Genomic DNA, 25,166 nt, shown 5'->3' with positions numbered 1-25,166 from the left:
GGGAGGTGTGACGGCAATGGCTTGGGAAAAACTCCAGCTCCGAGACGCTCTCGCCGTCCTCGTGGAGGGCAGTCGGCGATGACCTCGGTCCGGGACGCGCGCCCCGGCGCCCCCGCGCGCACCACCCTCGACAAGGCCGCCGACGAGAACTTCCCGGTTGCCCCCTTCTTCCTGCCCCGTGCCTGGCGCGACGACCTGATGGCGGTGTACGGCTATGCCCGCCTGGTCGACGACATCGGCGACGGCGACCTGGCCCCCGGCGGCCGCGACGCCGAACTCCTCGGTCTTGAGGCCGGGCAGAGCGACGACCGGCTCGCCATGCTGGACGCCTTCGAGGCCGACCTGCACCGGGTCTTCGGCGGGACGCCCCGGCACCCGCTGCTCGCGGCCCTCCAGCCGGTCGTCCGCCGCCGCGCCCTCACCCCCGAGCCGTTCCTCGGACTGATCGAGGCCAACCGGCAGGACCAGACGGTCTCCCGCTACGCCACGTACGACGAACTGCTCGCCTACTGCGAGAAGTCGGCCAACCCCGTCGGCCGCCTCGTCCTCGCCCTCACCGGCACCACCAGCCCCGAACGAGTCCGCCGTTCCGACGCCGTCTGCACGGGGCTCCAGATCGTCGAGCACCTCCAGGACGTCGCCGAGGACCTGGCCAGGGACCGCATCTACCTCCCGGCCGAGGACATGGCGCGCTTTCATGTGTCCGAAAAAGACCTTGCAGCGCCGAGTGCCAACTCCTCAGTGCGCTCACTGGTCGCATTCGAAGCAGAACGCGCCTCCCGCCTCCTGAATGAAGGCCCCCCGCTCGTGGGTAGCGTGCACGGCAGACTGAAGCTTCTGCTGGCCGGTTTCGTCGCCGGTGGCCGCGCCGCCCTCAAGGCGGTACACGCCGCCGGATTCGACGTACTCCCCGGACCGCCCAAGCCCACCAAGCTCAGTCTGCTGCGCGAAGTGGGAGCGACTCTGCGAAGAGAGGGGTGAGCCGGACCATGGAGGGACTCGAAGAGATGTCCGCACCGGTACTCGCCGCGTACAGCTACTGCGAGGCGGTGACCGGACAGCAGGCGCGCAACTTCGCGTACGGAATCCGGCTGCTGCCCACCGACAAGCGCAACGCGATGTCCGCGCTCTACGCCTTTTCCCGGCGCGTGGACGACATCGGCGACGGCATGCTGCCGCCGGAGGTCAAGGAGAAGCGGCTCGGGGAGACTCGGGCGCTGCTCGCCCGCATCAGCGCAGGAGACATCGAGGACGACGACACCGACCCGGTGGCCGTCGCGCTCACCGATGCCGCCCGCCGCTTCCCGATCCCGCTCGGCGGGCTCGACGAGCTGATCGACGGCGTCCTGATGGACGTCCACGAGGCGACGTACGAGACCTGGGACGACCTGAAGGTGTACTGCCGCTGCGTCGCGGGCGCCATCGGCCGGCTCTCGCTCGGCGTGTTCGGCACGCCGTCCGGCGCCCGGGACGCGGACCGCGCTCCCGAGTACGCCGATACGCTCGGCCTCGCCCTGCAGCTCACCAACATCCTGCGGGACGTCCGCGAGGACGCGGGCAACGGGCGTACGTATCTGCCAGCCGAGGACCTCGCCAAGTTCGGCTGCGCGGAAGGCTTCCACCGCTCCACGCCGCCGCCGGGCTCCGACTTCGCAGGTCTGGTGCACTTCGAAGTGCGCCGCGCCCGCACCCTGTTCGCCGAGGGCTACCGGCTGCTGCCGCACCTCGACCGGCGCAGCGGCGCCTGCGTCGCCGCCATGGCGGGCATCTACCGCAGGCTCCTGGACCGCATCGAACGCGACCCCGAGGCCATCCTGCGCGGCCGGGTGTCGCTGCCCGGACGTGAGAAGGCGTACGTTGCGGTGCGCGGACTCTCCGGTCTTGACGCGCGACACATTTCCCGGCAGACCGCCAGGAGGCGTCCTTGAAGGGGTCAGGAAGAGCGTTTCACGTGAAACCGTGGGATTCGTCGTGCAAGCGACGGAGTCCATGGAATCCGTGGAATTCGTCGAACCGGTGCGCAACCCTCCGGCGGCCTGACGCGTCCCTGACTGCAACGGCCCACTGGGCCTGCTGCACGGACGGTTCGGGGGAGGGCGCATGACACACGACAGCATGCTGTCCGCGCACACCCCGCAGCCGCCCGCGCCCACCGCCGTGGTGGTCGGCGGCGGCCTCGCCGGAGTCACCGCCGCACTCGAACTCGCGGACGCCGGTGTGCGCGTCACCCTGCTCGAAGGGCGGCCCCGGCTCGGCGGCCTCGCGTTCTCCTTCCGGCGCGGCGACCTCACCGTGGACAACGGACAGCACGTCTACCTGCGCTGCTGCACCGCCTACCGGTGGTTCCTGGACCGGGTCGAGGGCGCCGAACTCGCCCCGCTGCAGCGCCGGCTGGACGTCCCCGTACTGGACGTCGGCGATCCGCGCGGCCCCCGCCTCGGGCGGCTGCGGCGCACCGCGCTGCCCGTACCGCTGCACCTGGCCGCCAGCCTCGCCTCGTACCCGCACCTGTCGCTCGCCGAACGGGCCTCCGTGGGGCGGGCCGCACTCGCACTCAACGGCCTCGACCCGGCAGACCCGGCGCTGGACGACATCGACTTCGCGACCTGGCTCGGCAAGCACGGACAGTCGGAGCGTACGATCGCGGCGCTCTGGGACCTGGTCGGCGTGGCCACCCTCAACGTGCGGGCACCGCAGGCCTCGCTCGCCCTCGCCGCCAAGGTCTTCAAGACCGGGCTGCTCTCCGAGCCAGGCGCCGCGGACATCGGCTGGGCCCACGTACCGCTGGGCGACCTGCACGACACGCTGGCCCGCAAGGCACTCGACTCGGCAGGGGTGCGCACCGAACTGCGCACCAAGGCCGACTCCCTGTCCCGCACGAAGAGCGGCAGCTGGGTCGTCGAGGCCGGCGGCGAGCTGATCACCGCCGACGCCGTCGTCCTCGCCGTGCCGCAGAAGGAAACGCACGGCCTGCTGCCCAAGGGCGCGCTCGACGAACCCGACCGGCTCCTCTCCATCGGCGTCTCGCCGATCCTCAACGTCCACGTCGTGTACGACCGCAAGGTCCTGCGCAAGCCCTTCTTCGCCGCACTCGGCACGCCCGTGCAGTGGGTCTTCGACCGCACCGAGTCGTCCGGGCTGACCGGCGGCGGGCAGTACCTGGCGCTGTCGCAGTCGGACGCGGGGGACGAGATCGACCTGCCCGTGGCCGAGCTGAGGGAGCGTTACCTCCCCGAGCTGGAGCGTTTGCTGCCCGCCACGCGCGGCGCCGGGGTGCGGGACTTCTTCGTCACCCGGGAGCGGACCGCGACGTTCGCCCCCACACCCGGCGTCGGGCGCCTGCGCCCCGGTACGCGCACCCGTGCGCCGGGGCTCTACCTGGCCGGCGCGTGGACTGCCACCGGATGGCCCGCGACCATGGAGAGCGCCGTGCGCAGCGGCCTCGGTGCCGCCGAAGCAGCGCTCTCCACGCTCGGCCGCCCCTATGAAATTCCGCCCCTGGAGGCGGCATGAGCATCAGCACTGGAACAAGAGGAGAGCCTGTGACCCCGGCGAACCCGGCTGTCGACACCGTGGACATCGCTGCGCTGTTGGAGCGCGGCAGGGCCTTGTCCGCCCCGGTGCTGCGTGCCGCCGTGGACCGGCTCGCGCCGCCCATGGACACCGTCGCGGCCTACCACTTCGGGTGGATCGACGCCCAGGGCCGTCCCGCCGACGGCGACGGCGGAAAGGCCGTCCGCCCCGCACTCGCCCTGCTGTCCGCCGAGGCGGCCGGCGCCACCGCCGAGATCGGCGTGCCCGGTGCGGTGGCCGTGGAACTCGTGCACAACTTCTCGCTGCTGCACGACGACCTGATGGACGGCGACGAGCAGCGCCGGCACCGCGACACCGTGTGGAAGGTGCACGGCCCGGCCCAGGCGATCCTGGTCGGCGACGCGCTCTTCGCGCTCGCCAACGAGCTTCTGCTGGAGATCGGCACGGTCGAGGCGGGGCGGGCGACACGCCGGCTCACCACTGCCACCAGGAAGCTGATCGACGGTCAGGCGCAGGACATCTCCTTCGAGCACCGCGACCGGGTCACCGTCGAGGAGTGCCTGGAGATGGAGGGCAACAAGACCGGCGCACTCCTCGCCTGCGCCGTCTCCATCGGCGCCGTGCTCGGCGGGGCCGACGACAGGACGGCCGACACCCTGGAGGCGTACGGCTACCACCTCGGCCTCGCCTTCCAGGCCGTCGACGACCTGCTCGGCATCTGGGGCGACCCGGACTCCACCGGCAAGCAGACCTGGAGCGACCTGCGCCAGCGCAAGAAGTCGCTGCCGGTCGTCGCCGCGCTCGCCGCGGGCGGCCCGGCATCCGAGAAGCTCGGCGAGCTGCTGGCCGCGGACGCCGAGTCCCATGACTTCGACACCTTCTCCGAGGAGGAGTTCGCCACCAGGGCGGCCCTCATCGAGGAAGCAGGCGGCCGCGAGTGGACCGCACAGGAGGCCCGCCGCCAGCATGCGGTCGCCATCGAGGCGCTGCACGGTGTCGACATGCCGGAGAAGGTACGGGCGCAGCTGACCGCGCTCGCCGACTTCGTGGTCGTACGAAAGAGGTGACGACCACCCGGCTCATATGACTCGCAGTCGCCGCCCGGCGCCCCTCGTGGGCGCCGGGCGACGGAAACCCCAGCACAGCAGATAGTCCAACTGCACGAAGGGGAAACCATGACAGCGACGACCGACGGAAGTTCCGGGGCCGTGGACCCCGGAACCGCTGCGGCCAGCCAGACCGATACCGATACTGATACCGAATCCCATACCGACGTACATTCCACCGCCGCCCCCGACGTCCTCGACGCCGCGCGGCGGGCCACGGACCGGGCGGTGGGCCATCTGCTCGCCCAGCAGGACGCCCAGGGCTGGTGGAAGGGCGACCTGGAAACCAATGTGACCATGGACGCCGAAGACCTGCTGCTCCGTCAGTTCCTCGGCATCCAGGACGAGAAGACGGTGCAGGCCGCCGCGCTCTTCATCCGCGGCGAGCAGCGCGAGGACGGCACCTGGGCGACCTTCTACGGCGGCCCCGGCGACCTCTCCGCCACCATCGAGGCGTACGTCGCCCTCCGGCTGGCCGGGGACCTCCCGGACGAAGCGCACATGACCCGGGCCGCGGCCTGGGTGCGCGCCCGCGGCGGGATCGCCGCGAGCCGGGTCTTCACCCGGATCTGGCTGGCGCTCTTCGGCTGGTGGAAGTGGGACGACCTCCCCGAGCTGCCACCGGAACTGCTCTTTTTTCCCAAGTGGGTCCCTCTCAATATTTACGATTTCGGGTGCTGGGCACGGCAGACCATCGTGCCGTTGACGGTGGTCTCGGCGAAGCGGCCGGTCCGTCCCGCACCGTTCGCCCTCGACGAGCTGCACACCGATCCGCACCGGCCGAACCCGCCCAAGCACCTTGCCCCGCCCGCCAGTTGGGACGGCTTCTTCCAGCGGCTCGACAAGGTGCTGCACGTCTATCACCGGTTCGCACCGCCGGTCGTGCGGCGTACGGCGATGAAGTCGGCCGCCCGGTGGATCATCGAGCGGCAGGAGAACGACGGCTGCTGGGGCGGCATCCAGCCGCCCGCCGTGTACTCGCTGATCGCGCTCCATCTTCTTGGCTACGACCTCGAACACCCGGTGATGCGGGCCGGGTTGGAGTCCCTCGACCGGTTCGCGGTCTGGCGCGAGGACGGGGCCCGGATGATCGAGGCCTGTCAGTCCCCGGTCTGGGACACCTGCCTCGCCACCATCGCGCTCGCCGACGCGGGCGTGCCCGCCGACGACCCGGCACTCGTCAAGGCCGCCGACTGGATGCTCACCGAGGAGATCGTCCGGCCCGGTGACTGGGCAGTGCGCAGGCCGGGGCTGGCCCCGGGCGGCTGGGCGTTCGAGTTCCACAACGACAACTACCCCGACATCGACGACACCGCCGAGGTCATCCTGGCGCTGCGCCGGGTCGCCCACCCGGACCGGGAGCGGATAGAGGGGGCCATCGCGCGCGGTGTGCGCTGGAACCTCGGGATGCAGTCCAAGAACGGCGCCTGGGGGGCCTTCGACGCCGACAACACCAGCCCCTTCCCCAACCGGCTGCCGTTCTGCGACTTCGGCGAGGTCATCGACCCGCCGTCCGCGGACGTGACCGCGCACGTCGTGGAGATGCTGGCCGTCGAGGGCAAGGCCCACCACCCGCGCACCCGGCGCGGCATCACCTGGCTGCTCGCCGAGCAGGAGCCCAACGGTGCCTGGTTCGGCCGCTGGGGCGTCAACTACGTATACGGAACAGGGTCGGTGGTGCCCGCGCTCACGGCCGCCGGGCTGCCGGTGTCGCACCCGGCGATCCGGCGGGCGGTGACCTGGCTGGAGTCCGTACAGAACGAGGACGGCGGCTGGGGCGAGGACCTGCGCTCGTACAAGGAGGCCGACTGGGCCGGGCAGGGGGTGTCCACCGCCTCGCAGACGGCCTGGGCGCTCCTCGCGCTGATCGCGGCGGGGGAGAGCAGCTCCAAGGCCACCGAGCGCGGCGTCGCCTGGCTCGCCGAGACCCAGCTGCCGGACGGCTCCTGGGACGAGCCGTACTTCACCGGCACCGGGTTCCCCTGGGACTTCTCCATCAACTACCACCTGTACCGGCAGGTGTTCCCGCTCACCGCACTCGGCCGGTACGTCCACGGGGAGCCAGTGTTCCCCACCTCCCGGGCCGTGTGAGCCGCCCGGACCAGGCAAGACACCCGCAACACCCGCTGAGGGGGGCTGAATTGACCCGAACCCCGGGTTCGGCTGGACCCGGCAGTACCAAGCCGCTGCTGATCGCCTGCGCGCTCGGCATCGAACGCCTCGCTCTGCGCGGCGGCGACCGCAGCGGCGCTGCGGGACCCGTGCTCGTACTCCGTACGGGGATGGGTGCGGAAGCGGCCGACTACGCGGTCGCCCGCACGCTCGGCGAACAGGGCCCGGTCCGGGACGCGGCCGTCATCGCCTCCGGGTTCTGCGCCGGGCTCGTGCCCGGCATGAACCCCGGTGACGTGGTGGTCGCCACCGAGACCCGCGACGGCCGCGGCTCCACCGTCTGTACGGACGCGGAGCTGCTGGCCGGCGCGGTGGCAAGGGCGCTGCCGGGCCGGGTGGTCCACACCGGACCGCTGACCGGCAGCGACCACGTCGTACGCGGCACGGCCGAACGGGCCGCGCTGCGGGCCACCGGGGCGATCGGGGTGGACATGGAGTCCGCCGCCACCCTCGCCGGTGCGCTGCGGGCCGGGCCGCGGCCCGTTGCCGCCGTCCGGGTGGTAGTGGACGCACCCGGGCACGAACTCGTTCGACTCGGCACGCTCGGCGGAGGAATATCGGCCTTCCGTGTTCTCCGCCAAGTACTGCCGGCGTTCTATGAATGGCACCGTTCTTTGCTGCTCCCCAGGAGGTGAGCCAGATGGCAATGCCGCTCCGTCAGACCATCAGGGTCGGGACGTATCTCTTCGAACAGAAGCTCCGCAAGCGCGAGAAGTTCCCGCTGATCGTCGAGCTGGAACCGCTCTTCGCGTGCAACCTCGCCTGCGAGGGCTGCGGGAAGATCCAGCATCCGGCAGGGGTGCTCAAGCAGCGCATGCCGGTGGCGCAGGCCGTGGGGGCGGTGCTCGAATCGGGCGCCCCGATGGTCTCCATCGCCGGCGGCGAACCGCTGATGCATCCTCAGATCGACGAGATCGTGCGGCAGTTGGTGGCCAAGAGGAAGTACGTCTTCCTCTGCACCAACGCGATGCTGCTGCGAAAGAAGATCGAGAAGTTCACGCCTTCGCCGTACTTCGCGTTCGCCGTGCACATCGACGGGCTGCGCGAGCGGCACGACGAGTCGGTGGCCAAGGAGGGCGTCTTCGACGAGGCGGTGGCCGCCATCAAGGAGGCCAAGAAGCGCGGCTTCCGGGTCACCACCAACTCGACCTTCTTCAACACCGACACCCCGCAGACCATCATCGAGGTGCTCAACTACCTCAATGACGACCTGCAGGTGGACGAGATGATGATCTCGCCCGCCTATGCCTACGAGAAGGCCCCCGACCAGGAGCACTTCCTGGGCGTCGAGCAGACCAGGGAGCTCTTCAAGAAGGCGTTCGCCGGGGGGAACCGGAAGAAGTGGCGGCTGAACCACTCGCCGCTCTTCCTGGACTTCCTGGAGGGCAAGGCCGATTTCCCGTGCACCGCGTGGGCGATCCCGAACTATTCCCTGTTCGGGTGGCAGCGGCCCTGCTACCTGATGAGCGACGGGTACGTACCCACGTACCGGGAGCTGATCGAGGAGACCGACTGGTCGAAGTACGGGCGCGGCAAGGACCCGCGGTGTGCGAACTGCATGGCGCACTGCGGTTACGAGCCGACGGCCGTCCTGGCGACGATGGGCTCGCTCAAGGAGTCCATCAGGGCCGCCCGCGAGACCGTCTCGGGCAACCGCAAGTGAGGTGAGGACCGCCGGAGCGCCGGTGCGAACCGGCGCTCCCCGTGCCGCCGGCCCGACCGCTCGCGATGCGCCGCAGCCCGCGGCGGATCCGGGCCGGGCCGGCGGCGGTCGGCGGGGACGTCCCCGCCGCGGTGAGCTGAACAGTAATCCGAGAGGGGGCCGAACGTGGCGATCTTGGAAGGTATCCGGGGTCCGCGGGACCTGAAGGCGCTGAACGAAGAAGAGCTCGTCGAACTGGCCGAGGAGATCCGGCAGTTCCTGATTCACGCGGTGGCCAGGACCGGGGGCCATCTCGGCCCCAATCTCGGCGTGGTGGAGCTGACGATCGCGCTGCACCGCGTCTTCGAGTCGCCGGTCGACCGGATTTTGCTGGACACCGGCCACCAGTCCTACGTGCACAAGCTCCTGACGGGACGTCAGGACTTCTCGAAGCTGCGCGGCAAGGGCGGCCTGTCCGGCTATCCCTCGCGCGAGGAGTCCGTGCACGACGTCATCGAGAACTCGCACGCGTCGACCGTCCTGGGCTGGGCGGACGGGCTGGCCAAGGCCAACCAGGTGCTCGGGCGGCCCGACCACGTCGTGGCGGTCATCGGCGACGGGGCCCTGACCGGCGGCATGGCCTGGGAGGCGCTCAACAACATCGCCGCCGCCAAGGACCGGCCGCTGATCATCGTCGTCAATGACAACGAGCGGTCGTACGCACCGACCATCGGCGGCCTCGCGAACCATCTGGCGACGCTGCGGACCACGGACGGCTACGAGCGGTTCCTGTCGTGGGGAAAGGAACTGCTCCAGCGCACACCGGTCGTCGGACGGCCGCTGTACGAGTCGTTGCACGGCGCCAAGAAGGGGTTCAAGGACGCCTTCGCACCGCAGGGCATGTTCGAGGACCTGGGGCTGAAGTACGTCGGGCCGATCGACGGGCACGACGTGGCGGCGGTGGAGTCCGCGCTGCGGCGCGCCAAGCGCTTCCACGGCCCGGTGCTGGTGCACTGCCTCACCCAGAAGGGCCGCGGGTACGCCTTCGCCGAGCAGGACGAGGCTGACCGGTTCCACGCGGTGGGGGCGATGGACCCGCTGACCTGCGAGCCGCTGTCGCCGTCCAACGGGCCCTCGTGGACCTCGGTGTTCGGGGACGAGATGGTGAAGGTCGGCATGGAGCGGCCCGACGTGGTGGCGCTGACGGCGGCGATGCTGCATCCGGTGGGGCTGACCAAGTTCGCCGAGGCGTTCCCCGACCGGGTGTGGGACGTGGGTATCGCCGAGCAGCACGGCGCGGTCTCGGCGGCGGGGCTGGCGACCGGCGGCCTGCATCCGGTGTTCGCGGTGTATGCGACATTCCTCAATCGTGCCTTCGACCAGGTTCTGATGGATGTCGCCCTCCACAAGTGCGGTGTGACTTTCGTACTGGACCGGGCCGGCGTGACCGGCGCCGACGGGCCCTCGCACAACGGCATGTGGGACATGTCGATCCTCCAGGTGGTGCCGGGACTTCGGATCGCCGCACCGCGCGACGCCGTACAGCTGCGGGCGCAGTTGCGGGAGGCGGTCGCCGTCGACGACGCACCGACCGTGGTGCGCTTCCCGAAGGAGTCGGTGGGACCCGAGTACCCGGCGGTGGACCGGGTCGGCGGCCTGGACGTACTGCACCGGGACGAGGACCCCGAGGTGCTGCTGGTCTCGGTCGGGGCGTTCGCGGGAGTGTGCCTGCAAACCGCGGAGCTGCTCAGGGAGCGGGGCGTACGGTGCACCGTCGTCGACCCGCGCTGGGTGAAGCCGGTCGATCCCGCCCTCGCGCCGCTCGCCGCCCTGCACTCGCTGGTGGCGGTCGTGGAGGACAACTCCCGTGCGGCAGGCGTCGGTTCGGCGGTCGGTCAGTCGCTGCGGGACGCCGCCGTCGACGTACCGCTGCGGACGTTCGGCATCCCGGAGCAGTTCCTCGCGCACGCCAAGCGCGCTGAAGTACTGGCCGACATCGGACTCACGCCCGTCGAGATCGCGGGGCGCATCGGCGCGGCCCTCGCCCCGTACGCGTCCGACCAATCCGTACGCATCCGACCGGTGGAGAAGGAGAACTGACGACCATGGCACAGGACGCGCCCAAGGGCCTCCGGGCCGCCGAGGGCTCCGGCGGCAAGGGCTTCGACCTGGCGGGGCTGCTCGCCGCACGTGGCGGGGAACGGTACGAGCTGCACACGCGGTACCTCAACCACCAGCTGCCGCGGGTGCTGCACACCATCGGCTTCGACCGGGTCTACGAACGGGCCGAGGGCGCGTACTTCTGGGACGCCGAAGGCAACGACTACCTCGACATGCTGGCCGGCTTCGGCGTGATGGGCTTGGGCCGCCACCACCCCGTCGTACGCAAGGCCCTGCACGACGTGCTCGACGCCTCGCTCGCGGACCTGACCCGCTTCGACTGCCAGCCGCTGCCCGGACTGCTCGCGGAGAAGCTCCTCGCGCACAGTCCGCACCTGGACCGGGTGTTCTTCGGCAACAGCGGGACCGAAGCGGTCGAGACCGCGCTGAAGTTCGCCAGGTACGCGACCGGGAAGCCGCGGATCCTGTACTGCACGCACGCCTTCCACGGCCTGACCACCGGCTCCCTCTCGGTCAACGGGGAGAGCGGATTCCGGGACGGCTTCGCACCCCTGCTGCCCGACACGGCGATCGCCATGGGCGATCTGGGCGCGCTGGAAAGGGAGTTGAGGCGCGGCGATGTCGCGGGCTTCGTCGTCGAGCCGATCCAGGGGAAGGGGGTGCACGCGACGCCGCCCGGATTCCTGCGCGCCGCACAGGAGCTGCTGCACAAGCACAAGGCGCTCCTGATCGCCGACGAGGTGCAGACCGGCCTCGGGCGGACCGGGGACTTCTACGCGTATCAGCACGAGGACGGAGTCGAGCCGGACCTGCTGTGCGTCGCCAAGGCCCTGTCGGGCGGGTACGTGCCGGTCGGGGCGACCCTCGGCAAGGACTGGATCTTCAAGAAGGTGTACTCGTCGATGGACCGGGTGCTCGTCCACTCGGCCAGCTTCGGATCCAACGCGCAGGCGATGGCCGCCGGGCTCGCGGTGCTGACGGTGATGGAGGACGAGGAGACCGTCGCGAACGCCCGGCGGACCGGCGAGCTGCTGAAGTCACGGCTGACCGCTCTGATCGACAGGTACGAGCTGCTGCACGACGTGCGCGGGCGCGGACTCATGATCGGCATCGAGTTCGGCCGCCCGCAGTCACTCAAGCTCCGCAGCCGCTGGACCATGCTCCAGGCCGCCCGCAAGGGGCTCTTCGCGCAGATGGTCGTCGTGCCGCTGCTCCAGAAGCACCGGATCCTGACGCAGGTCTCCGGCGACCACCTCGAAGTGATCAAGCTGATCCCGCCGCTGACGGTGGGGGAGAAGGAGGTGAGTCGCTTCGTCGACGCGTTCAGCGCCGTGATGGACGACGCACACAGCGGCGGTGGCCTGATGTGGGACTTCGGCAGGACACTGGTGAAGCAGGCGGTCGCCAACCGGTGAGGTGTCCGGCTCGGCGGGATCTCCAGCCCCGCTGAGGTGCCCGGCTCAAGGGGGTGCCCGACTCAAGGGTTTTTGCCCCAGAGGCAATAAGTTTGCCTCTGGGGCAACCCCTCTGGCTCAATGGATCCATGACGCCACGCCTCGAAGAGGCCGCCGAAGGCTCGGGCGAGGGCCCCGGGGAAATGCCTCCGGTCGCCCCCCACCTGCGCGAACTCCGCCGCCGTAGCGGTCTCACCCTGGAAGCTGCGGCCCGCCGTGCCACGCTCTCGCCCGCGCACCTCTCCCGGCTGGAGACCGGCCGGCGCCAGCCCTCGCTGCCGATGCTGCTCTCGCTCGCCCGTATCTACGGTACGACCGTCTCCGAACTGCTCGGCGAGAGAACGGGCGACCGGGACTCCGTACTGCGGGCCGGGGACATGGCCGCGCGCGAGGCAGACGGCTGGACGTACCGGCAGGCGGGCGGTTCCGGGCGGGCCATGCAGGCCCTGCGGGTGCACGTCCCGCACGCGGCGCAGGGCGATCTCGTCCGCGTCCACCCGGGGGAGGAGTGGCTGTACGTCCTCGAAGGGCGGCTGCGGCTCGTCCTCGGGGAGAGTGTCCACCTCCTGGACGAGGGCGACAGCGCCCACTTCGACTCGCTCACCCCGCACCGGATCACCTCGGTGACACCGGCCGGGGCCGAGCTGCTTTTCGTCCACACATTGATGCAGAGCACCGTCGCCGGGCTCTGCCTGCCCCAGGAGTCATGAGATGCCGGAACTCACCGAGTCACAGACTGCTGCGATGGCCGCGATCGCCAGGGCCGCCCAGGAGGCGGCCCACGACGAGAAGTCGAACACCGGCAAGAAGGCCGACTGGAACGACGGCGCCGGGAAGTCCGGCGTGCTCGGCTTCGTCGAGGACCGGGCGCCGCGCGGACTGGTGCTGCGCGTCTTCCTGTACATCGCCGTGGGCCACGTCTTCGCGGCCTTCATCTACCTGCTGTTCACGCTCGGCGGCGAAGGCTGAGTCTTCTGTTCAGGGTGTTCAGGGGGCTATTCGGTGAGCCGCTCGCGCAGTGCCTCGCGCGTCGCAGGCGTCAGCTTCAGGCCCTGCGTCAGGTAGGTGTCGGTGTCGCCCCAGGTGTCCGCGAGGGCGCCGAAGGCCGCTTCGAGGTAGCTGGCGCGGGCGTCGAAGAGCGGTGCGAGCAACTCCATCACCTGGGCGTTCGTCGCCTCCGGGGAGTCGCTGCTGCGGCGCACCTTGTAGCGGCGGTGCGGGTCGTTCGACTTCACGTAGTCCGCCACGATCGCCTCGCGCTCGACGCCCACCGCGAGGAGCGTCACCGCGATCGCCAGGCCCGCCCGGTCCTTGCCCGCCGCACAGTGCATCAGCGCGGGCACGCTGTCCTCGGCGAGGGCGTGCAGCACCCGGCTGTGCTCGGCCGTCCGCTCCACGATCATCCGCCGGTAGGAGCCCGCCATACGGGCGGCCGCCTTGCCGTCGTCGAGGATCTCGCGCAGCTGGTCGAGGTTGCCGTCGCGCACCATCCGCCAGAACTCGGCGCCGTCCGCCGGGTCGCTGAGCGGTATGTTCACGTTCCGCACGCCGGCGAGGGCGACGTCCGGGCCCTCCAGTTCCTGGTCCGCCGTATTGCGGAAGTCGAAGATCGTGTGCAGCCCGAGCGAGTCAAAGAACACCGTGTCCGCTTCGGTGGCGTGCGCCAGGTGACCGCTGCGGAAGAGCCGCCCGTACCGTACCGACCGGCCTTCCACCGTCGGCAGACCGCCCACGTCCCGGAAGTTCCGTACACCTGCCAGATCGGGCTCGGCCGACGGCGAAACCTGCTGCGTCACGAATGCTCCTCACGCGGTCGTCCGCCGGCGCGAAGCGCACCGGCCGGGCACGGACCGACGATACGACATGACCGGCCAGAATAGATGCCTTAGGCACCCAAGTCGCCCTGGAACGGGGGGTGAGTGAGCAGAATCATAGGGAGGGGGTGCCCGGAGGTGTCGGTGCGTCAAAGGGCAGGCCAGAGGCGGGAGATGGCGGAAGTGACCGGCGCGGGCCACCGGGAAAGCCGTGGAGAAGGAGTGTCGAGGGGAAGGAGAAGACGGGAACGGCTTGTTCGAAAGGTCTGCACTCGCCTAGGTTCACCGTCAATCCGGGCGGACCGCCGAATCCTGCCACCGCCCGGAATCCGCACCCATGACTTCTTCGTGTGGCAGGAGCGGGGGACCCAGGTAGTACGCCGGCACCGGAAGCGCTCCACCCTCCGGTACGGCTAGGGGTGAAGTCGCGCTCTCCAGGGAGCGCGGCCGGGCATCTCCAGCCCGAACCCGACAGCTCACCTCGCAGGCGCCGGAGAGGAATCCGTCATGCCTGCAAAGGGTAAGCACCGCCGCCCCAAGTCCAGTTCGACGCTCACCCGCGGCTTCGTCGCCGCCGGTACGGGTGGTGCGGCACTCGCGCTGCCGCTGATCGGGGCCACGGGGGCGCACGCAGCCGAGAAGACCGCGGCTCCCGTCGCGCTGCCGGAGAAGGCGCCGCTGAAGCAGGTGCCCCAGCAGCGGACGGCCGAGCGCCCGGCCGCCGCGCCGCAGGCCGACTCCCGCAAGACGGACACCCGTACGTACTCCGTGGTGACCGGCGACAACCTGTCGAAGATCGCCGCGGAGAAGAGCGTGCGCGGCGGCTGGCAGAAGCTGTACAAGGACAACGAGTCGGTCGTCGGCGACAACCCGGAGATGATCTTCCCCGGCATGAAGCTCACCCTCGGCGGCAAGGCCCCCGCGGGCTCCGGTGCGGGCGGTGGGGCGAAGGCCTCGACGCCCGCCCCGCAGAAGCAGGCCGAGCGCACCGAGCGGGCGCAGCAGCGCACCGAGCGTACGGAACAGCGCGTCGAGCAGCGCACCGAGAAGCATGCGCAACAGCGCACCGAGAAGCGGCAGCAGAGCTCCGGGTCCGGCTTCTCCGCGCCCGTCCCGTCCGGCGTCTCCACCCCGTACCGCGCCTCCGGCGGCAGCTGGTCGAGCGGTTACCACACCGGTGTCGACTTCCGTGCCTCCTCCGGCACCCCGGTCAAGGCCGTCGGTGCGGGCACCGTCGTCTCCGCCGGCTGGGGCGGCGCGTACGGCAACGAGATCGTCATCAAGCACAACGACGGCCGCTACTCGCAGTACGCGCACCTGTCCGCGCTGAGCGTCCGCTCCGGCCAGAGCGTCTTTGGCGGCCAGCAGATCGGCTACTCCGGCTCGACCGGAAACTCGACGGGACCGCACCTGCACTTCGAGATCCGCACCGGCCCCGGCTACGGCTCGGACATCGACCCGCTGGGCTATCTGCGCAGCAACGGCGTCTCGCTCTGACCGCGTTCACCGCACGCTGACGGCGGGCTCCGGCCCTTCCCGCGTACGGCTTCCCTCGCCCCCGCACCTGCCCCGGTGCGGGGGCGAGGCCCGTTCTCGCGGCGTCGCCCGCGTATTCCGGGTTGAATGAATCTTGACCGGTGGTATATCTCACCCTCCGTCAACCCCTCCCTACGGTGGCGTAGGTCACTTGCCGAAGTGGAGGATGTGTCGACGTGGCAGACGATTCGAGATCAATCAGCGCAGGCACCATCGGGTCGTACGCGGCGATCGGGGACAGCTTCACCGAAGGGGTCGGAGACCCTGGCCCCGACGGTGCGTTCACCGGGTGGGCCGACCGCCTGGCCGTCCTCCTGGACGACCGGGTACCCGAGCACACCTTCCGATACGCGAACCTCGCCGTACGCGGCAAGCTCCTCGACCAGATCGTGGCCGAGCAGGTCCCGCGGGCCAGGGAACTCGCCCCCGACCTGGTCAGCTTCTGCGCCGGCGGCAACGACATCATCCGGCCGGGCACCGACCCCGACGACGTCGCCGAACGCTTCGAGAAGGCCGTCGCCGACCTCACCTCGGCGGTCGGCACGGTCATGGTGACCACCGGCTTCGACACCCGCGGCGTCCCCGTACTGCGCCACTTGCGCGGCAAGGTCGCCACGTACTCGGCGCACGTACGGGCCATCGCCGACCGCTACGAGTGCCCGGTCCTGGACCTGTGGTCGCTGAAGTCCGTGCAGGACCGGCGGGCTTGGGACTCCGACCGGCTGCACCTCTCGCCCGAGGGGCACACCCGGGTCGCGCTGCGGGCCGGCCAGGTGCTCGGCCTGGACATCCCGGCCGACCCCGACCAGCCGTGGCCGCCGATGGCGCCGCGCGGCAGGCTCGAAGCGCGCCGGGACAACATCGACTGGGCCCGCGAGCACCTGGTGCCGTGGATCGGACGGCGGCTGCGCGGCGAGAGCTCGGGGGACCATGTCGAGGCCAAGAGGCCGGATCTGCTGCCTCTCTGACGGGGCGTCGGGCCTACGGCAGTCTTTGACGGAGGGGCGGGCCGCGTTGACGGAGAGGCGGGCCCGCTGTGACCAGTCAGTTCTGCGGCCCGGCGGCGGGTTCGGCGAGCAGTGCCTCCGGGCCGATCAGGGACGTGTTGCCCGCGACCGTGCAGGCGTACGCCCCGGCCAGTGCGCCGAGACGGGCGCACTCCTCCAGGCTCCGGCCGGCGAGGCGTCCGTACAGGAACCCGGAGACGTACGCGTCGCCCGCGCCGTTGGAGTCCACCACCGGGGCGGGCGGGACGGTGGCCGGGACCGGGCGCGGGGTGCTGCCGCCGTCGCGGGTCAGCAGGTACGAGCCGCCCGCGCCGGCCGTCGCCACGACGGCCCCGGCCCGGCCCTCGCGCAGGATCTCCCGCATCACCTCGCCGATCCGCGTCCCCGCACCGGCCGCGCTGAGGAACACCAGGTCGGCGCGGAGCGCGAAGGCGCGGTGGTGCTCGTCGACCCCGTCCCAGTCGTGCAGATCGGTGGAGAACGGGACGCCGGACGCCACGACGTCGTCCAGGAGGTGGCGGGCGAAGCCCATGATCGAGACGTGCACGTGCCGGGCGCGCCGCACGTGCGGCAGGAAGAAGTCGGCCGGCATCCGCAGGTCCTCGGGGTCACGGGCGTCGTAGAACGACATCCGGCGGCCCGTCGAGTCCACCAGATTGACGGCCCGGCGGGTGCCCGCGGGCGAGATCAGCGGCTCGAAGTCCACACCGCCCTTGGCCAGCCGTTCCCGGACCTGGCCGCCGATCCAGTCGTCGCCGATGACGTCCAGGAACTTCACACCGAGCCCCAGGGCCTGACAGCCCAGTGCCACGTTGCCGCCCGTGTGGCCGGGCCACTCGCCGATGGGGGAGACCCCGACCGAATCCGCGAGGGGCACCGGCAGCGCGTCCACCCGCACCACCGTGTCGACGCCGCTGCCGCCGATCACCAGGACGTCGTACGCGTGGTCCCCGGCCGGGCTCTCCCCGCCGGGACCGTCCTGCTGCTGCCCGTGCTGTCCCTGCTGCCCGTGCTGCCCCTGCTGTGACACCGCGTGCCCCTTCCCGTGGCCCGAATCACGTCGACGCGCCCCAGTATGGCGGCTGGGCCGAACGGGGGAACGGGGTCCGCGCACGCGCGCGGTCGGGCGGTATGAGGTGAATGGGGGCGGCGTGAGGTGAATTTCGGAGCGTCCCAGAGTGGCGCGGCCTGCCGGAGGCCGGGCGGTGCTGGGATGTCCCCGCACTGTCCAGCCGGGCTACCTCGTGCGTCCGGCCTCCGGAAGGATCCCTGCCGCATGTCCGCACTCCCGACCGCAGCACCGTCCCGTACGACACGGCCGTCCGTCACCGCACGGGTCCTCGTCACCACCGCCCTCGCCGGCGGGCTCCTGGTGGCGGGCGCACTGCCCGCCGCCGCACAGAGCTCCGCCCCGGCAGCGGTGGGCGTCGCGCGCCCCGTGCCCTCCACGGTGACCGTCACCGGATCGGGAGCGGCCACCTCGGCTCCCGACATCGCCGTCATCAGCCTCGGCGTCGAGGCGACCAGGCCCACCGCGAAGGCGGCCCTCGCCGCCCAGTCGGCCGCGGCCAAGGCACTGCTCGCCGCGGTCCGGGCCCAGGGCGTCGCGGACCGCGACATCCGCACCGAGAGCCTCTCCCTCAACCCCGTCCACTCCTACGAGAACGGCACAGCCAAGCTGACCGGCTACCAGGCGTCGCAGGGCTTCTCCGTCAAGGTGCGCGTTCTGTCCCGCACCGGCGCCGTCATCCAGGCCGCCATGGACGCGGCGGGCGAAGCGGGCCGTATCAGCGGCGTGACCTTCGACGTCGAGGACTACACCGCGCTGCGCAAGGTGGCGCGCAAGGCGGCCTTCGAGGACGCCCGCAACAAGGCCGCCCAGCACGCGAGGCTCAGCGGCCGCGAGCTCGGCAGGCTGGTCTCGCTCGTGGAGTCCGACGCAGGCCGGCCGACCCCGGTACCCATGCCCCCGGGGGCGGCCGCCGACGAGCCGGTGCCCGTCGCCCCCGGCGAGATCCAGGACCAGGTCACGGTCACCGCGGTCTACGAACTGGACTGACCACACCCCACGGCTCGTACGCCACGTACAGCTCCTACGCCACGTGGGGCCCGTTCGCCACGCACGTCACGCCGCGTCACGACAGAACGGTCCGGGCATACCACCGGGCCCGCGACCGTTCTGTGAGGACCGGAGTCGCCCCGTGCCGTGCGACCCTCCGTAACGGCCCCGTTCCCCGGCCGTCGAACACGGTGCACATAATGGAATGAAGCCGACCCCTTGGAGGTGCCGTGACCAGTGCGGATTCCCCGCAGAAGCCGCTGCGTGCGAAGTTGCGCGGGCTGAGGACCGCGGCGTTCGGAGCCGATCCGGCAGGGGAGCGCATGGAGCGCATCCGCCGTTCGCCGAACTTCGCCGACGGCGTCTTCCAGAATCCCGAGGGCACCGGGGCCGCCCGGCCCTCGTCCGGATCCATGGCCGGCCTCATGAAGACGTACTTCCGCAAGGAGGAGCGCGTCCTGCGCGCCCCGGCGGGGACCGTCCCGGTGTACGCGACCACGCTCGCCGACATCGCCGAGCCACCCGCCTCCGGGCTCCGCCTGACCTGGATGGGCCACTCCACCGTCCTCGCCCAGATCGACGGGCGGCGGGTGCTCTTCGACCCGGTCTGGGGCGAGCGCTGCTCCCCGTTCGACTTCGCGGGCCCCAAACGGCTGCACCCCGTGCCCTTTCCGCTGCGCTCGCTCGGCGAGGTCGACGTCGTCGTCATCTCGCACGACCATTACGACCATCTCGACATGCCCACCATCCGCGCACTGACCGCCGCCGGCACCGTCTTCGCGGTCCCGCTCGGCGTCGGCGCCCACCTGGAGCACTGGGGCGTACCGCAGAGCCGGATCCGCGAACTGGACTGGAACGAGACCACCGAGGTCGCCGGAATCAGCCTCACCGCCACCCCCGCCCGGCACTTCTGCGGCCGGGGACTGCGCAACCAGCAGCACACCCTCTGGGCATCCTGGGCGGTCGCGGGACCCGAACACCGGATCTACCACAGCGGCGACACCGGGTACTTCGACGGCTTCAAGGACATCGGCGCCGCACACGGCCCGTTCGACGCGACCATGATCCAGATCGGTGCGTACAGCCCGTACTGGCCGGAGAGCCACACGGATACCACGCCGCTGCCGGGTGCGTGGCCAGACATTCACATGACGCCTGCCGAGGGGCTTCGTGCCCATCTTGACCTGCAGGGACAGCAGGCCACGGGGGTGCTGCTGCCGATTCACTGGGGCACGTTCAACCTGGCGATGCACGCGTGGGCGGAGCCGGCGGAGTGGACGCGTGATGTTGCCGAGGAGGCGGGGCAGGCGGTTGCTTTCCCGTGCCCGGGCCAGCCTTTTGAGCCTGCAGGCACGCTTCCGGTGGATCCCTGGTGGCGTGGTGTGTCGAGGCCGATCGCGCGGCCGTGGCGTGGTCCTGACGGGGCGCGGGCGGTGGTGCGGGAGGCTCGGGAAGAGCTTGGGCTTGTGGCCGAGCGGTGACGTCGGACGAGGATGATCTGGCCAGGGGGCCGAAGTTTCGCCTGTCGGGTCGGCCGTCTGAACTCCGGGCAGTGGCGGACAGGCCTTCGACCTGGCCGCCACTGCCCCGGGCCTGGGCTCCTTCCAGAGCGCGGCTTTCGACGACACCGCCGTCGACGGTCCAACAACTGACCCAGTGGATCTGCGCGGGAGAGCCCGTGTTGCTGCGCCCACTTGTGTTCAGTTGGGCATGGTGAGGATTTCTGCTCCGTCGTCCGTGATGGCGATGGTGTGTTCGCTGTGTGCCGTCCGGCAGCCTGTCGCGCTTCGGAGTGTCCACCCGTCGGGGTCGGTGACGAGTTCCGCGGTGTCCGCCATGACCCACGGCTCCAGTGCCAGCAACAGCCCGGGGCGCAGCTTGTAGCCGCGGCCGGGCCGTCCGGTGTTCACCACGTGCGGGTCCTGGTGCATCGTTGATCCGATGCCATGGCCGCCGAACTCGGTGTTGATCGGGTACCCCGCCTCGCTGAGGACGGTGCCGATGGCGTGGGAGAGGTCGCCGATGCGGGCTCCGGGTCCGGCGGCGGCGATTCCAGCGGCCAGCGCGCGTTCGGTCGTGCTGATCATCGCGACGCTCTCCGGGGGCTTTGCGTTGCCCACGATGAAGCTGATGGCGGCGTCGGCAGCGATTCCGGCCTGGGAGACCGCGAGGTCGAGGGTCAGCAGATCGCCGTCGGCGAGCGTGTAGTCGTACGGCAGCCCGTGGAGCACGGCGTCGTTGACGGCCGTGCAGATGTAGTGGCCGAACGGGCCGCGTCCGAAGGACGGCGCGTAGTCGACGTAGCAGGACGTCGCTCCCGCCTCGACGATCATCTTCTGGGCCCACCGGTCGATGTCCAGCAGGTTCGTGCCGATGGTGCTGCGGCTCTTCAGCGTCTGCAGGATGTGACCGACCAGGGCGCCGGTGGTCTTTGCCCGGCCCAGCAGGGTGGGGTTGAGGATCTCGATCATGGGGCGTCCTTCTCGTGCAGCCAATAACAATACCGGCATTACTATACCGGTACTTGAATGGGGGTCATGGCCGACCTGCCGCTCACTCCCGCAGAAGCCCCACGCGGTCAGCCCGCGGTGTGCTCCGGGGGGAAGTCGGCGCTGTACGCGACGGCTCAGCGGTGCCGACCCTTCATGCCCGCAGGGCGAGTCCGGGTACCTCCACGTACACGAGCAACTTCTCGAACACGGCCGGGGTGCGGCAAGTCGCGTGTCGTAGAAGCGACATGTCGTAAGCGCGGCACCGAAAAGGCTGGTGCGGCGATCATGGGGGCCCGAGTCTGGAGCCGCACCGCGTGTCCGTTTCCTTGCCCCCTGGAAAGGTTCCGATGCACATACGGCTCAGACCTGCCGCCGTTCTGGCGACAGGCGTCCTCATCGCCACCCTGACCCCCACCTCCTCCGGCGCGAGCGCCGCCCCAGCACCTGCCGCCCCTGGCGGGAGCGCCGCCGACCGCCCGCAGGTCACCTCCGTCACGCTCGTGACCGGTGACCGGGTGCGGCTGGAGACCTTCCGCGGCGGCCAAAAGGCCGTCTCCGTCGAGCCGGCCCCGGGCGCTTCGGAGGCCGACTTCACCCAGCTGGAAATCGACAAGCAGTTGTACGTGCTGCCCCGCGCGGCGCTCCCGTACATCTCCTCGGGCAAGCTGGACCGGCAGCTGTTCAATATCACCTCCCTGGTCAAGCAGGGGTACGACGACGCCCACACCTCCGCCATCCCGCTGATCGCCCGCTACACCGGCGGTACGGACCCCACGTCCAAGACGGCGCCCACCGGTTCGCGCAAGGGCCTGGTCATCAAGAGCCTGCGCGGCTCGGCGCTGAAGGCGGACAAGAAGCAGGCCGGGCGCTTCTGGAAGGCCATCGACGACGACGCGCTCGCCAGCAGCGGCGCCGGGGGCTCTGCGAAGGACGCTGCCAAGAACTCCTCCTTCAAGAACGCCGCCTTCGAAGGTGGCGTCGAGAAGCTGTGGCTGGACGCGAAGGTCTATGCCTCCCTCGATCGCAGCACCGCGCAGATCGGTGCGCCCGAGGCGTGGCAGGCCGGCTACAACGGACAGGGTGCGACCGTCGCCGTCCTGGACACCGGCGTCGACGCCACCCACCCCGACCTGGCCGGGAAACTCGGCGAAGTACGCAACTTCACCGCCGACCCCACCGCGAACGACGGGCACGGCCACGGCACCCACGTCGCCTCCACCATCGCCGGCAGCGGCGCCGCCTCGGGCGGCTCGCGCAAGGGCGTGGCACCGGGAGCGAAGCTGCTGATCGGCAAGGTGCTCGACGACAAGGGCTCCGGCCCGTCCTCCGCCATCATCAGCGGCATGGAGTGGGCCGCCCGCTCGGGCGCCGACATCGTCAGCATGAGCCTGGGCGGCACTCCCACGGACGGCACGGACATACTCAGCCTCGTCCTCGACGGCCTCAGCGAGGAGACCGGCACCCTCTTCGTCGTCGCGGCGGGCAACACGGGCTCCGACTACTCCGTGGGCACCCCGGGCACCGCGGAGCGAGCACTGACCGTGGGCGCCGTCGACCGCAACGACAAGCTGGCCCCCTTCTCCAGCCGCGGCCCGCGCGTCGGGGACAACGGGGCCAAGCCCGACCTCACCGCTCCCGGCGTCGCCATCGCCGCCGCCCGCGCAGCCGGTACGTCCATGGGCAACCCGGTGGACGCGTCCTACACCGCCGCTTCGGGTACGTCCATGGCGACCCCGCACGTAGCGGGCGCGGCGGCGATCCTGGCCGGGCGCCACCCCGGCTGGAGCGCCCAGCAGTTCAAGGACGCGTTGATGAGCACGACGCGCACCGCCCCCGACCAGACGGTCTACGAGCAGGGCACAGGACGGGTGGACGTGGCCCGCTCGGTGCGCCAGCAGGTGCGCGCCACCGGCACCACCACCTTTGGCACCCTGGCGTCGGACACGGGCCCGCGGCAGGTGAAGGTCACCTACACCAACGACGGCGACGCGCCCGTCCCGCTCACCCTGAACACCACCTTCGACAAGCTCTACGGCTCCCCGGCCCCGGCAGGCGCCATAGGCACCCCTCAGCAGGTCACCGTGCCCGCCCACGGCGCTGCCGACGTGGCCGTGACCCTCGACGCGCCCGCGCTGGCGGAGGGCGTCTACGGCGGACGCCTCACCGCCACCTCGGCCGACGGGCAGGCCGCCCTGCACACCGTTCTCTCCGCGACGAAGGACCCCGTCAAGCACAAGGTCACTGTGCGCGGCGTCGACCGCGCCGGGCAGTCGGCGACCGTCTCCCCGCTGATCCTGCTGGGTCCCACGGGCCGCTTCGACGTCATTCAGGACGTGCCGGCGGGGCAGAGCGTGACGGTGGACCTGCCCGAGGGCAACTACTACCTCCACGGCGTCATCACGCAGCACTCGCAGGACAACGTCGTCAACAGCCTGGTGGTCGACCCCCACCTGCGGGTGAGCGGCGCCACGGACCTGGTGCTCGACGCACGCAAGGCGGTCCCCGTGGAGATCCGGACCCCCCAGCGGGCCGAGCAGCGGGGTCCGCTGGTCTTCTCCACCCGCTGGAAGAGGGACGACCGGGAGTTCGTCAGCTACTTCACCAGCGCGCACAGCGGCGGACAGCTCCTCTACGTCACGCCCACCAAGGAGTTCACCGAGGGAACCTTCGAGTTCTCCTCCCGCTGGCAGCTGGCCGCACCGATGCTCGGCGCACGTGCCCTCTCCGCCACCGCCGCGGCCGGTGTCCCCGTCCGTCTGCTCCACAACTCTCCCGCCGTGGAAGGGGTGCGACGCCTGCGGGTGGTGGACGCCGGTCACGGACGCACCGAGGACTACGAGGCGTTGCGCGCACGGGGCGTGGACGTCCGCGGAGCGGCGGTCCTCGTGGAACTGGAAGGCATCGAGTACGACGAGGCGGTGACCGCGGCCGCCCGAGCCGGAGCCGCGGCCGCCGTCACCACCGCCGGAGGCGACAGGTACGCGGCCACGCCCTGGCAGCCGGTGAGCCGGCGGCTGCCGGCGATCGGGCTGTACGCCTCCAGCGCCGCCATGCAGCGGCTGCGCGTGCCGGGCACCAAGTTGGAGTTGAAGGGGACCCCGGAAAGCCCCTACCTCTACGACGTCGTGCAGCTCTCCGAACAGCGCGTCCCCGAGCACGTGGTCCACAAGGTCGAGCCGAAGAACACGGCCACCGTGGCCTCGCGCTACCCGGACACGGGCGGGGCACGCTACGTCGCGGAGAACCGCGAGTCCTGGCGTCCGTGGGAGCAAGTGGCCCTCTCCCTGCGGTCCCGGTACGTCCGCACCGGGCAGGTGCGGACGGAGTACCTGAGCGGTCCCGCCGACACCCGGTGGCTGCACTGGGTCAACCCCCGCAACACCTGGGCGATGCAGGCACTGGGGACGGGCATGTTCGGCCCCCTGCGCACCTACCGGCCCGGTGAGCACACCACGGAGAGCTGGTACGCCCCCGTGGTGCGCCCGGCGATCCCCCGTGGTGTCGAAGGGCTTGCCCAGCGCAAGGGCGACCAACTGACCATCGGGATACTCGAGTTCACCGATACCGGCGCCGGACACTACGGCTACGCCCTGCCCCGTAAGGACGCCGCCACCCCCTACCCCGACGAGACCCGCGCCGTACTGCGTCGCGACGGCAAGGTCCTCGCCGAAGGCCCCCGGGCGTGGGGCACCTTCCCCGCGGGCGGGGACGGCGGCCGCTACCAGCTGGACCTCGACGTGAAGCGCACCAGCCCCGAGGGGACCCTGTCGCGGGCCACCGGCACCCGCTGGTCGTTCACCGCCCCTCGCCCCGCCGAGGGCAAGGAGTCCCTGCTTCCCCTCCTCCAGCTCGACTACGACGTGGCCACCGACCTCCGGGGCTCCGCCCCCGGCTCCAGGTCCTTCGCCTTCGGAGTGAGCGCCCGCCACCAGGACGGTCTGACGGGCCGTTCCGTGAAGGGCATGGAGGTGGCCGTCTCGTACGACGACGGCGTGCACTGGCGGGCGGCGAAAACCTCCGGCCGGGGCGACGGCGCCTACCGTGTCCAGGTCACCCACCCCTCGACCGCCCGCACCAGTGGGTACGTCACGCTCCGGGTCCGTGCCTGGGACGACGCGGGCAATGAGGTGACGCAGGAGATCGAGCGGGCGTACGCGCTGAGGTAGAACGCGAGACCCGGAAGCCGCGACCGGCCCCGGTCGCGGCTTCCGCACGTCCTACGACAAGCA

At 70.9% G+C, this 25,166-nt stretch carries 19 protein-coding genes and 1 riboswitch; of the genes, 16 read left to right on the top strand and 3 right to left on the bottom strand.

Going from position 1 to position 25,166, the window contains the following annotated elements; translation table 11 throughout:
* Positions 1-78: 78 nt before the first annotated feature.
* From hpnC to AB0D18_RS35340, 11 genes are all read left to right on the top strand, one after another.
* Positions 79-981 (top strand): squalene synthase HpnC, encoded by a 903-nt coding sequence (gene hpnC, locus AB0D18_RS35390; protein WP_362428334.1) that lies wholly within the window; start codon positions 79-81, stop codon positions 979-981.
* A gap of 8 nt (positions 982-989) precedes the next feature.
* Positions 990-1,928 carry a presqualene diphosphate synthase HpnD gene (hpnD, locus tag AB0D18_RS35385; RefSeq protein ID WP_362428331.1) on the top strand — a complete coding sequence of 313 codons (939 nt, stop codon included), beginning with the start codon at positions 990-992 and terminating at the stop codon, positions 1,926-1,928.
* A 172-nt stretch (positions 1,929-2,100) separates the two neighbouring features.
* Positions 2,101-3,513: a hydroxysqualene dehydroxylase HpnE gene (gene hpnE / locus AB0D18_RS35380; protein ID WP_362428328.1), complete on the top strand. Its 1,413-nt coding sequence runs from the start codon at positions 2,101-2,103 to the stop codon at positions 3,511-3,513.
* A complete protein-coding gene (locus AB0D18_RS35375) occupies positions 3,510-4,601 on the top strand; it encodes a polyprenyl synthetase family protein (RefSeq protein ID WP_362428326.1) in 1,092 nt (363 codons plus the stop codon). Before hpnE ends, AB0D18_RS35375 begins: the two co-directional genes overlap by 4 nt.
* A gap of 108 nt (positions 4,602-4,709) precedes the next feature.
* On the top strand, positions 4,710-6,731 hold the full coding sequence (gene shc, locus AB0D18_RS35370) for a squalene--hopene cyclase (protein WP_362428323.1): 2,022 nt from the start codon (positions 4,710-4,712) through the stop codon (positions 6,729-6,731).
* 50 nt (positions 6,732-6,781) lie between these two features.
* Positions 6,782-7,447, top strand: a complete 666-nt coding sequence (locus AB0D18_RS35365; RefSeq protein ID WP_362428321.1) for a 1-hydroxy-2-methyl-2-butenyl 4-diphosphate reductase — start codon at positions 6,782-6,784, stop codon at positions 7,445-7,447.
* A 5-nt stretch (positions 7,448-7,452) separates the two neighbouring features.
* Positions 7,453-8,475, top strand: coding sequence for an adenosyl-hopene transferase HpnH (gene hpnH, locus AB0D18_RS35360; protein WP_362428318.1), 1,023 nt, complete (start codon positions 7,453-7,455; stop codon positions 8,473-8,475).
* Between the two features lie 165 nt (positions 8,476-8,640).
* Positions 8,641-10,554 (top strand): 1-deoxy-D-xylulose-5-phosphate synthase, encoded by a 1,914-nt coding sequence (dxs, locus tag AB0D18_RS35355; RefSeq protein WP_362428315.1) that lies wholly within the window; start codon positions 8,641-8,643, stop codon positions 10,552-10,554.
* Positions 10,555-10,559: 5 nt separating this feature from the next.
* Positions 10,560-11,990, top strand: a complete 1,431-nt coding sequence (locus AB0D18_RS35350) for an aspartate aminotransferase family protein (protein ID WP_362428312.1) — start codon at positions 10,560-10,562, stop codon at positions 11,988-11,990.
* Positions 11,991-12,118: 128 nt separating this feature from the next.
* A complete protein-coding gene (locus tag AB0D18_RS35345) occupies positions 12,119-12,739 on the top strand; it encodes an XRE family transcriptional regulator (protein WP_362428309.1) in 621 nt (206 codons plus the stop codon).
* Between the two features lies 1 nt (position 12,740).
* The gene (locus AB0D18_RS35340; RefSeq protein WP_362428306.1) at positions 12,741-12,998 is read left to right on the top strand and encodes a DUF6126 family protein; all 258 of its coding nucleotides are present in this window, start codon (positions 12,741-12,743) and stop codon (positions 12,996-12,998) included.
* Positions 12,999-13,024: 26 nt separating this feature from the next.
* On the opposite strand, the gene AB0D18_RS35335 is transcribed toward AB0D18_RS35340, so the two are convergent.
* Entirely contained in the window at positions 13,025-13,825 is an 801-nt protein-coding gene (locus AB0D18_RS35335) for a tyrosine-protein phosphatase (protein WP_362428304.1), read from the bottom strand.
* Between the two features lie 327 nt (positions 13,826-14,152).
* Positions 14,153-14,346: riboswitch (cyclic di-AMP (ydaO/yuaA leader) on the top strand.
* Between the two features lie 4 nt (positions 14,347-14,350).
* Between AB0D18_RS35335 and AB0D18_RS35330 the strand changes: the two genes are divergently transcribed.
* Together AB0D18_RS35330 and AB0D18_RS35325 are read left to right on the top strand one after the other, a co-directional pair.
* On the top strand, positions 14,351-15,340 hold the full coding sequence (locus AB0D18_RS35330; protein ID WP_362428301.1) for a LysM peptidoglycan-binding domain-containing M23 family metallopeptidase: 990 nt from the start codon (positions 14,351-14,353) through the stop codon (positions 15,338-15,340).
* A 215-nt stretch (positions 15,341-15,555) separates the two neighbouring features.
* Positions 15,556-16,347 (top strand): SGNH/GDSL hydrolase family protein, encoded by a 792-nt coding sequence (locus tag AB0D18_RS35325; RefSeq protein ID WP_362428298.1) that lies wholly within the window; start codon positions 15,556-15,558, stop codon positions 16,345-16,347.
* A 76-nt stretch (positions 16,348-16,423) separates the two neighbouring features.
* On the opposite strand, the gene AB0D18_RS35320 is transcribed toward AB0D18_RS35325, so the two are convergent.
* Positions 16,424-17,317 (bottom strand): PfkB family carbohydrate kinase, encoded by an 894-nt coding sequence (locus AB0D18_RS35320; protein ID WP_362428392.1) that lies wholly within the window; start codon positions 17,315-17,317, stop codon positions 16,424-16,426.
* 345 nt (positions 17,318-17,662) lie between these two features.
* Here AB0D18_RS35320 and AB0D18_RS35315 point away from each other — a divergent pair, with 345 nt between their 5' ends.
* Both AB0D18_RS35315 and AB0D18_RS35310 read left to right on the top strand, forming a co-directional pair.
* Positions 17,663-18,445, top strand: a complete 783-nt coding sequence (locus tag AB0D18_RS35315; protein ID WP_362428295.1) for an SIMPL domain-containing protein — start codon at positions 17,663-17,665, stop codon at positions 18,443-18,445.
* Between the two features lie 230 nt (positions 18,446-18,675).
* Positions 18,676-19,926 carry an MBL fold metallo-hydrolase gene (locus AB0D18_RS35310; protein ID WP_362428292.1) on the top strand — a complete coding sequence of 417 codons (1,251 nt, stop codon included), beginning with the start codon at positions 18,676-18,678 and terminating at the stop codon, positions 19,924-19,926.
* 219 nt (positions 19,927-20,145) lie between these two features.
* Here AB0D18_RS35310 and map read toward each other — a convergent pair whose 3' ends face one another.
* A complete protein-coding gene (gene map / locus AB0D18_RS35305) occupies positions 20,146-20,916 on the bottom strand; it encodes a type I methionyl aminopeptidase (protein WP_362428289.1) in 771 nt (256 codons plus the stop codon).
* A 368-nt stretch (positions 20,917-21,284) separates the two neighbouring features.
* Here map and AB0D18_RS35300 point away from each other — a divergent pair, with 368 nt between their 5' ends.
* Positions 21,285-25,103, top strand: coding sequence for a S8 family serine peptidase (locus AB0D18_RS35300; RefSeq protein ID WP_362428286.1), 3,819 nt, complete (start codon positions 21,285-21,287; stop codon positions 25,101-25,103).
* The last annotated feature ends 63 nt before the right edge of the window (positions 25,104-25,166 follow it).

This window comes from Streptomyces sp. NPDC048442, from assembly GCF_040651475.1.
GTDB lineage: Bacteria > Actinomycetota > Actinomycetes > Streptomycetales > Streptomycetaceae > Streptomyces.
The sequence above is the reverse complement of the archived record's forward strand: the minus strand, read 5'-3'. Positions and strand labels throughout refer to the sequence as shown.

Bases quoted from the DNA above. Each gene is read 5' to 3' on its own strand.
- hpnC (WP_362428334.1), top strand. From the start codon at position 79: ATGACCTCGGTCCGGGACGCGCGCCCCGGCGCCCCCGCGCGCACCACC.
- hpnD (WP_362428331.1), top strand. From the start codon at position 990: ATGGAGGGACTCGAAGAGATGTCCGCACCGGTACTCGCCGCGTACAGC.
- hpnE (WP_362428328.1), top strand. From the start codon at position 2,101: ATGACACACGACAGCATGCTGTCCGCGCACACCCCGCAGCCGCCCGCG.
- AB0D18_RS35375 (WP_362428326.1), top strand. From the start codon at position 3,510: ATGAGCATCAGCACTGGAACAAGAGGAGAGCCTGTGACCCCGGCGAAC.
- shc (WP_362428323.1), top strand. From the start codon at position 4,710: ATGACAGCGACGACCGACGGAAGTTCCGGGGCCGTGGACCCCGGAACC.
- hpnH (WP_362428318.1), top strand. From the start codon at position 7,453: ATGGCAATGCCGCTCCGTCAGACCATCAGGGTCGGGACGTATCTCTTC.
- AB0D18_RS35350 (WP_362428312.1), top strand. From the start codon at position 10,560: ATGGCACAGGACGCGCCCAAGGGCCTCCGGGCCGCCGAGGGCTCCGGC.
- AB0D18_RS35345 (WP_362428309.1), top strand. From the start codon at position 12,119: ATGACGCCACGCCTCGAAGAGGCCGCCGAAGGCTCGGGCGAGGGCCCC.
- AB0D18_RS35340 (WP_362428306.1), top strand. From the start codon at position 12,741: ATGCCGGAACTCACCGAGTCACAGACTGCTGCGATGGCCGCGATCGCC.
- AB0D18_RS35330 (WP_362428301.1), top strand. From the start codon at position 14,351: ATGCCTGCAAAGGGTAAGCACCGCCGCCCCAAGTCCAGTTCGACGCTC.
- AB0D18_RS35315 (WP_362428295.1), top strand. From the start codon at position 17,663: ATGTCCGCACTCCCGACCGCAGCACCGTCCCGTACGACACGGCCGTCC.
- map (WP_362428289.1), bottom strand. From the start codon at position 20,916: ATGATCGAGATCCTCAACCCCACCCTGCTGGGCCGGGCAAAGACCACC.
- AB0D18_RS35300 (WP_362428286.1), top strand. From the start codon at position 21,285: ATGCACATACGGCTCAGACCTGCCGCCGTTCTGGCGACAGGCGTCCTC.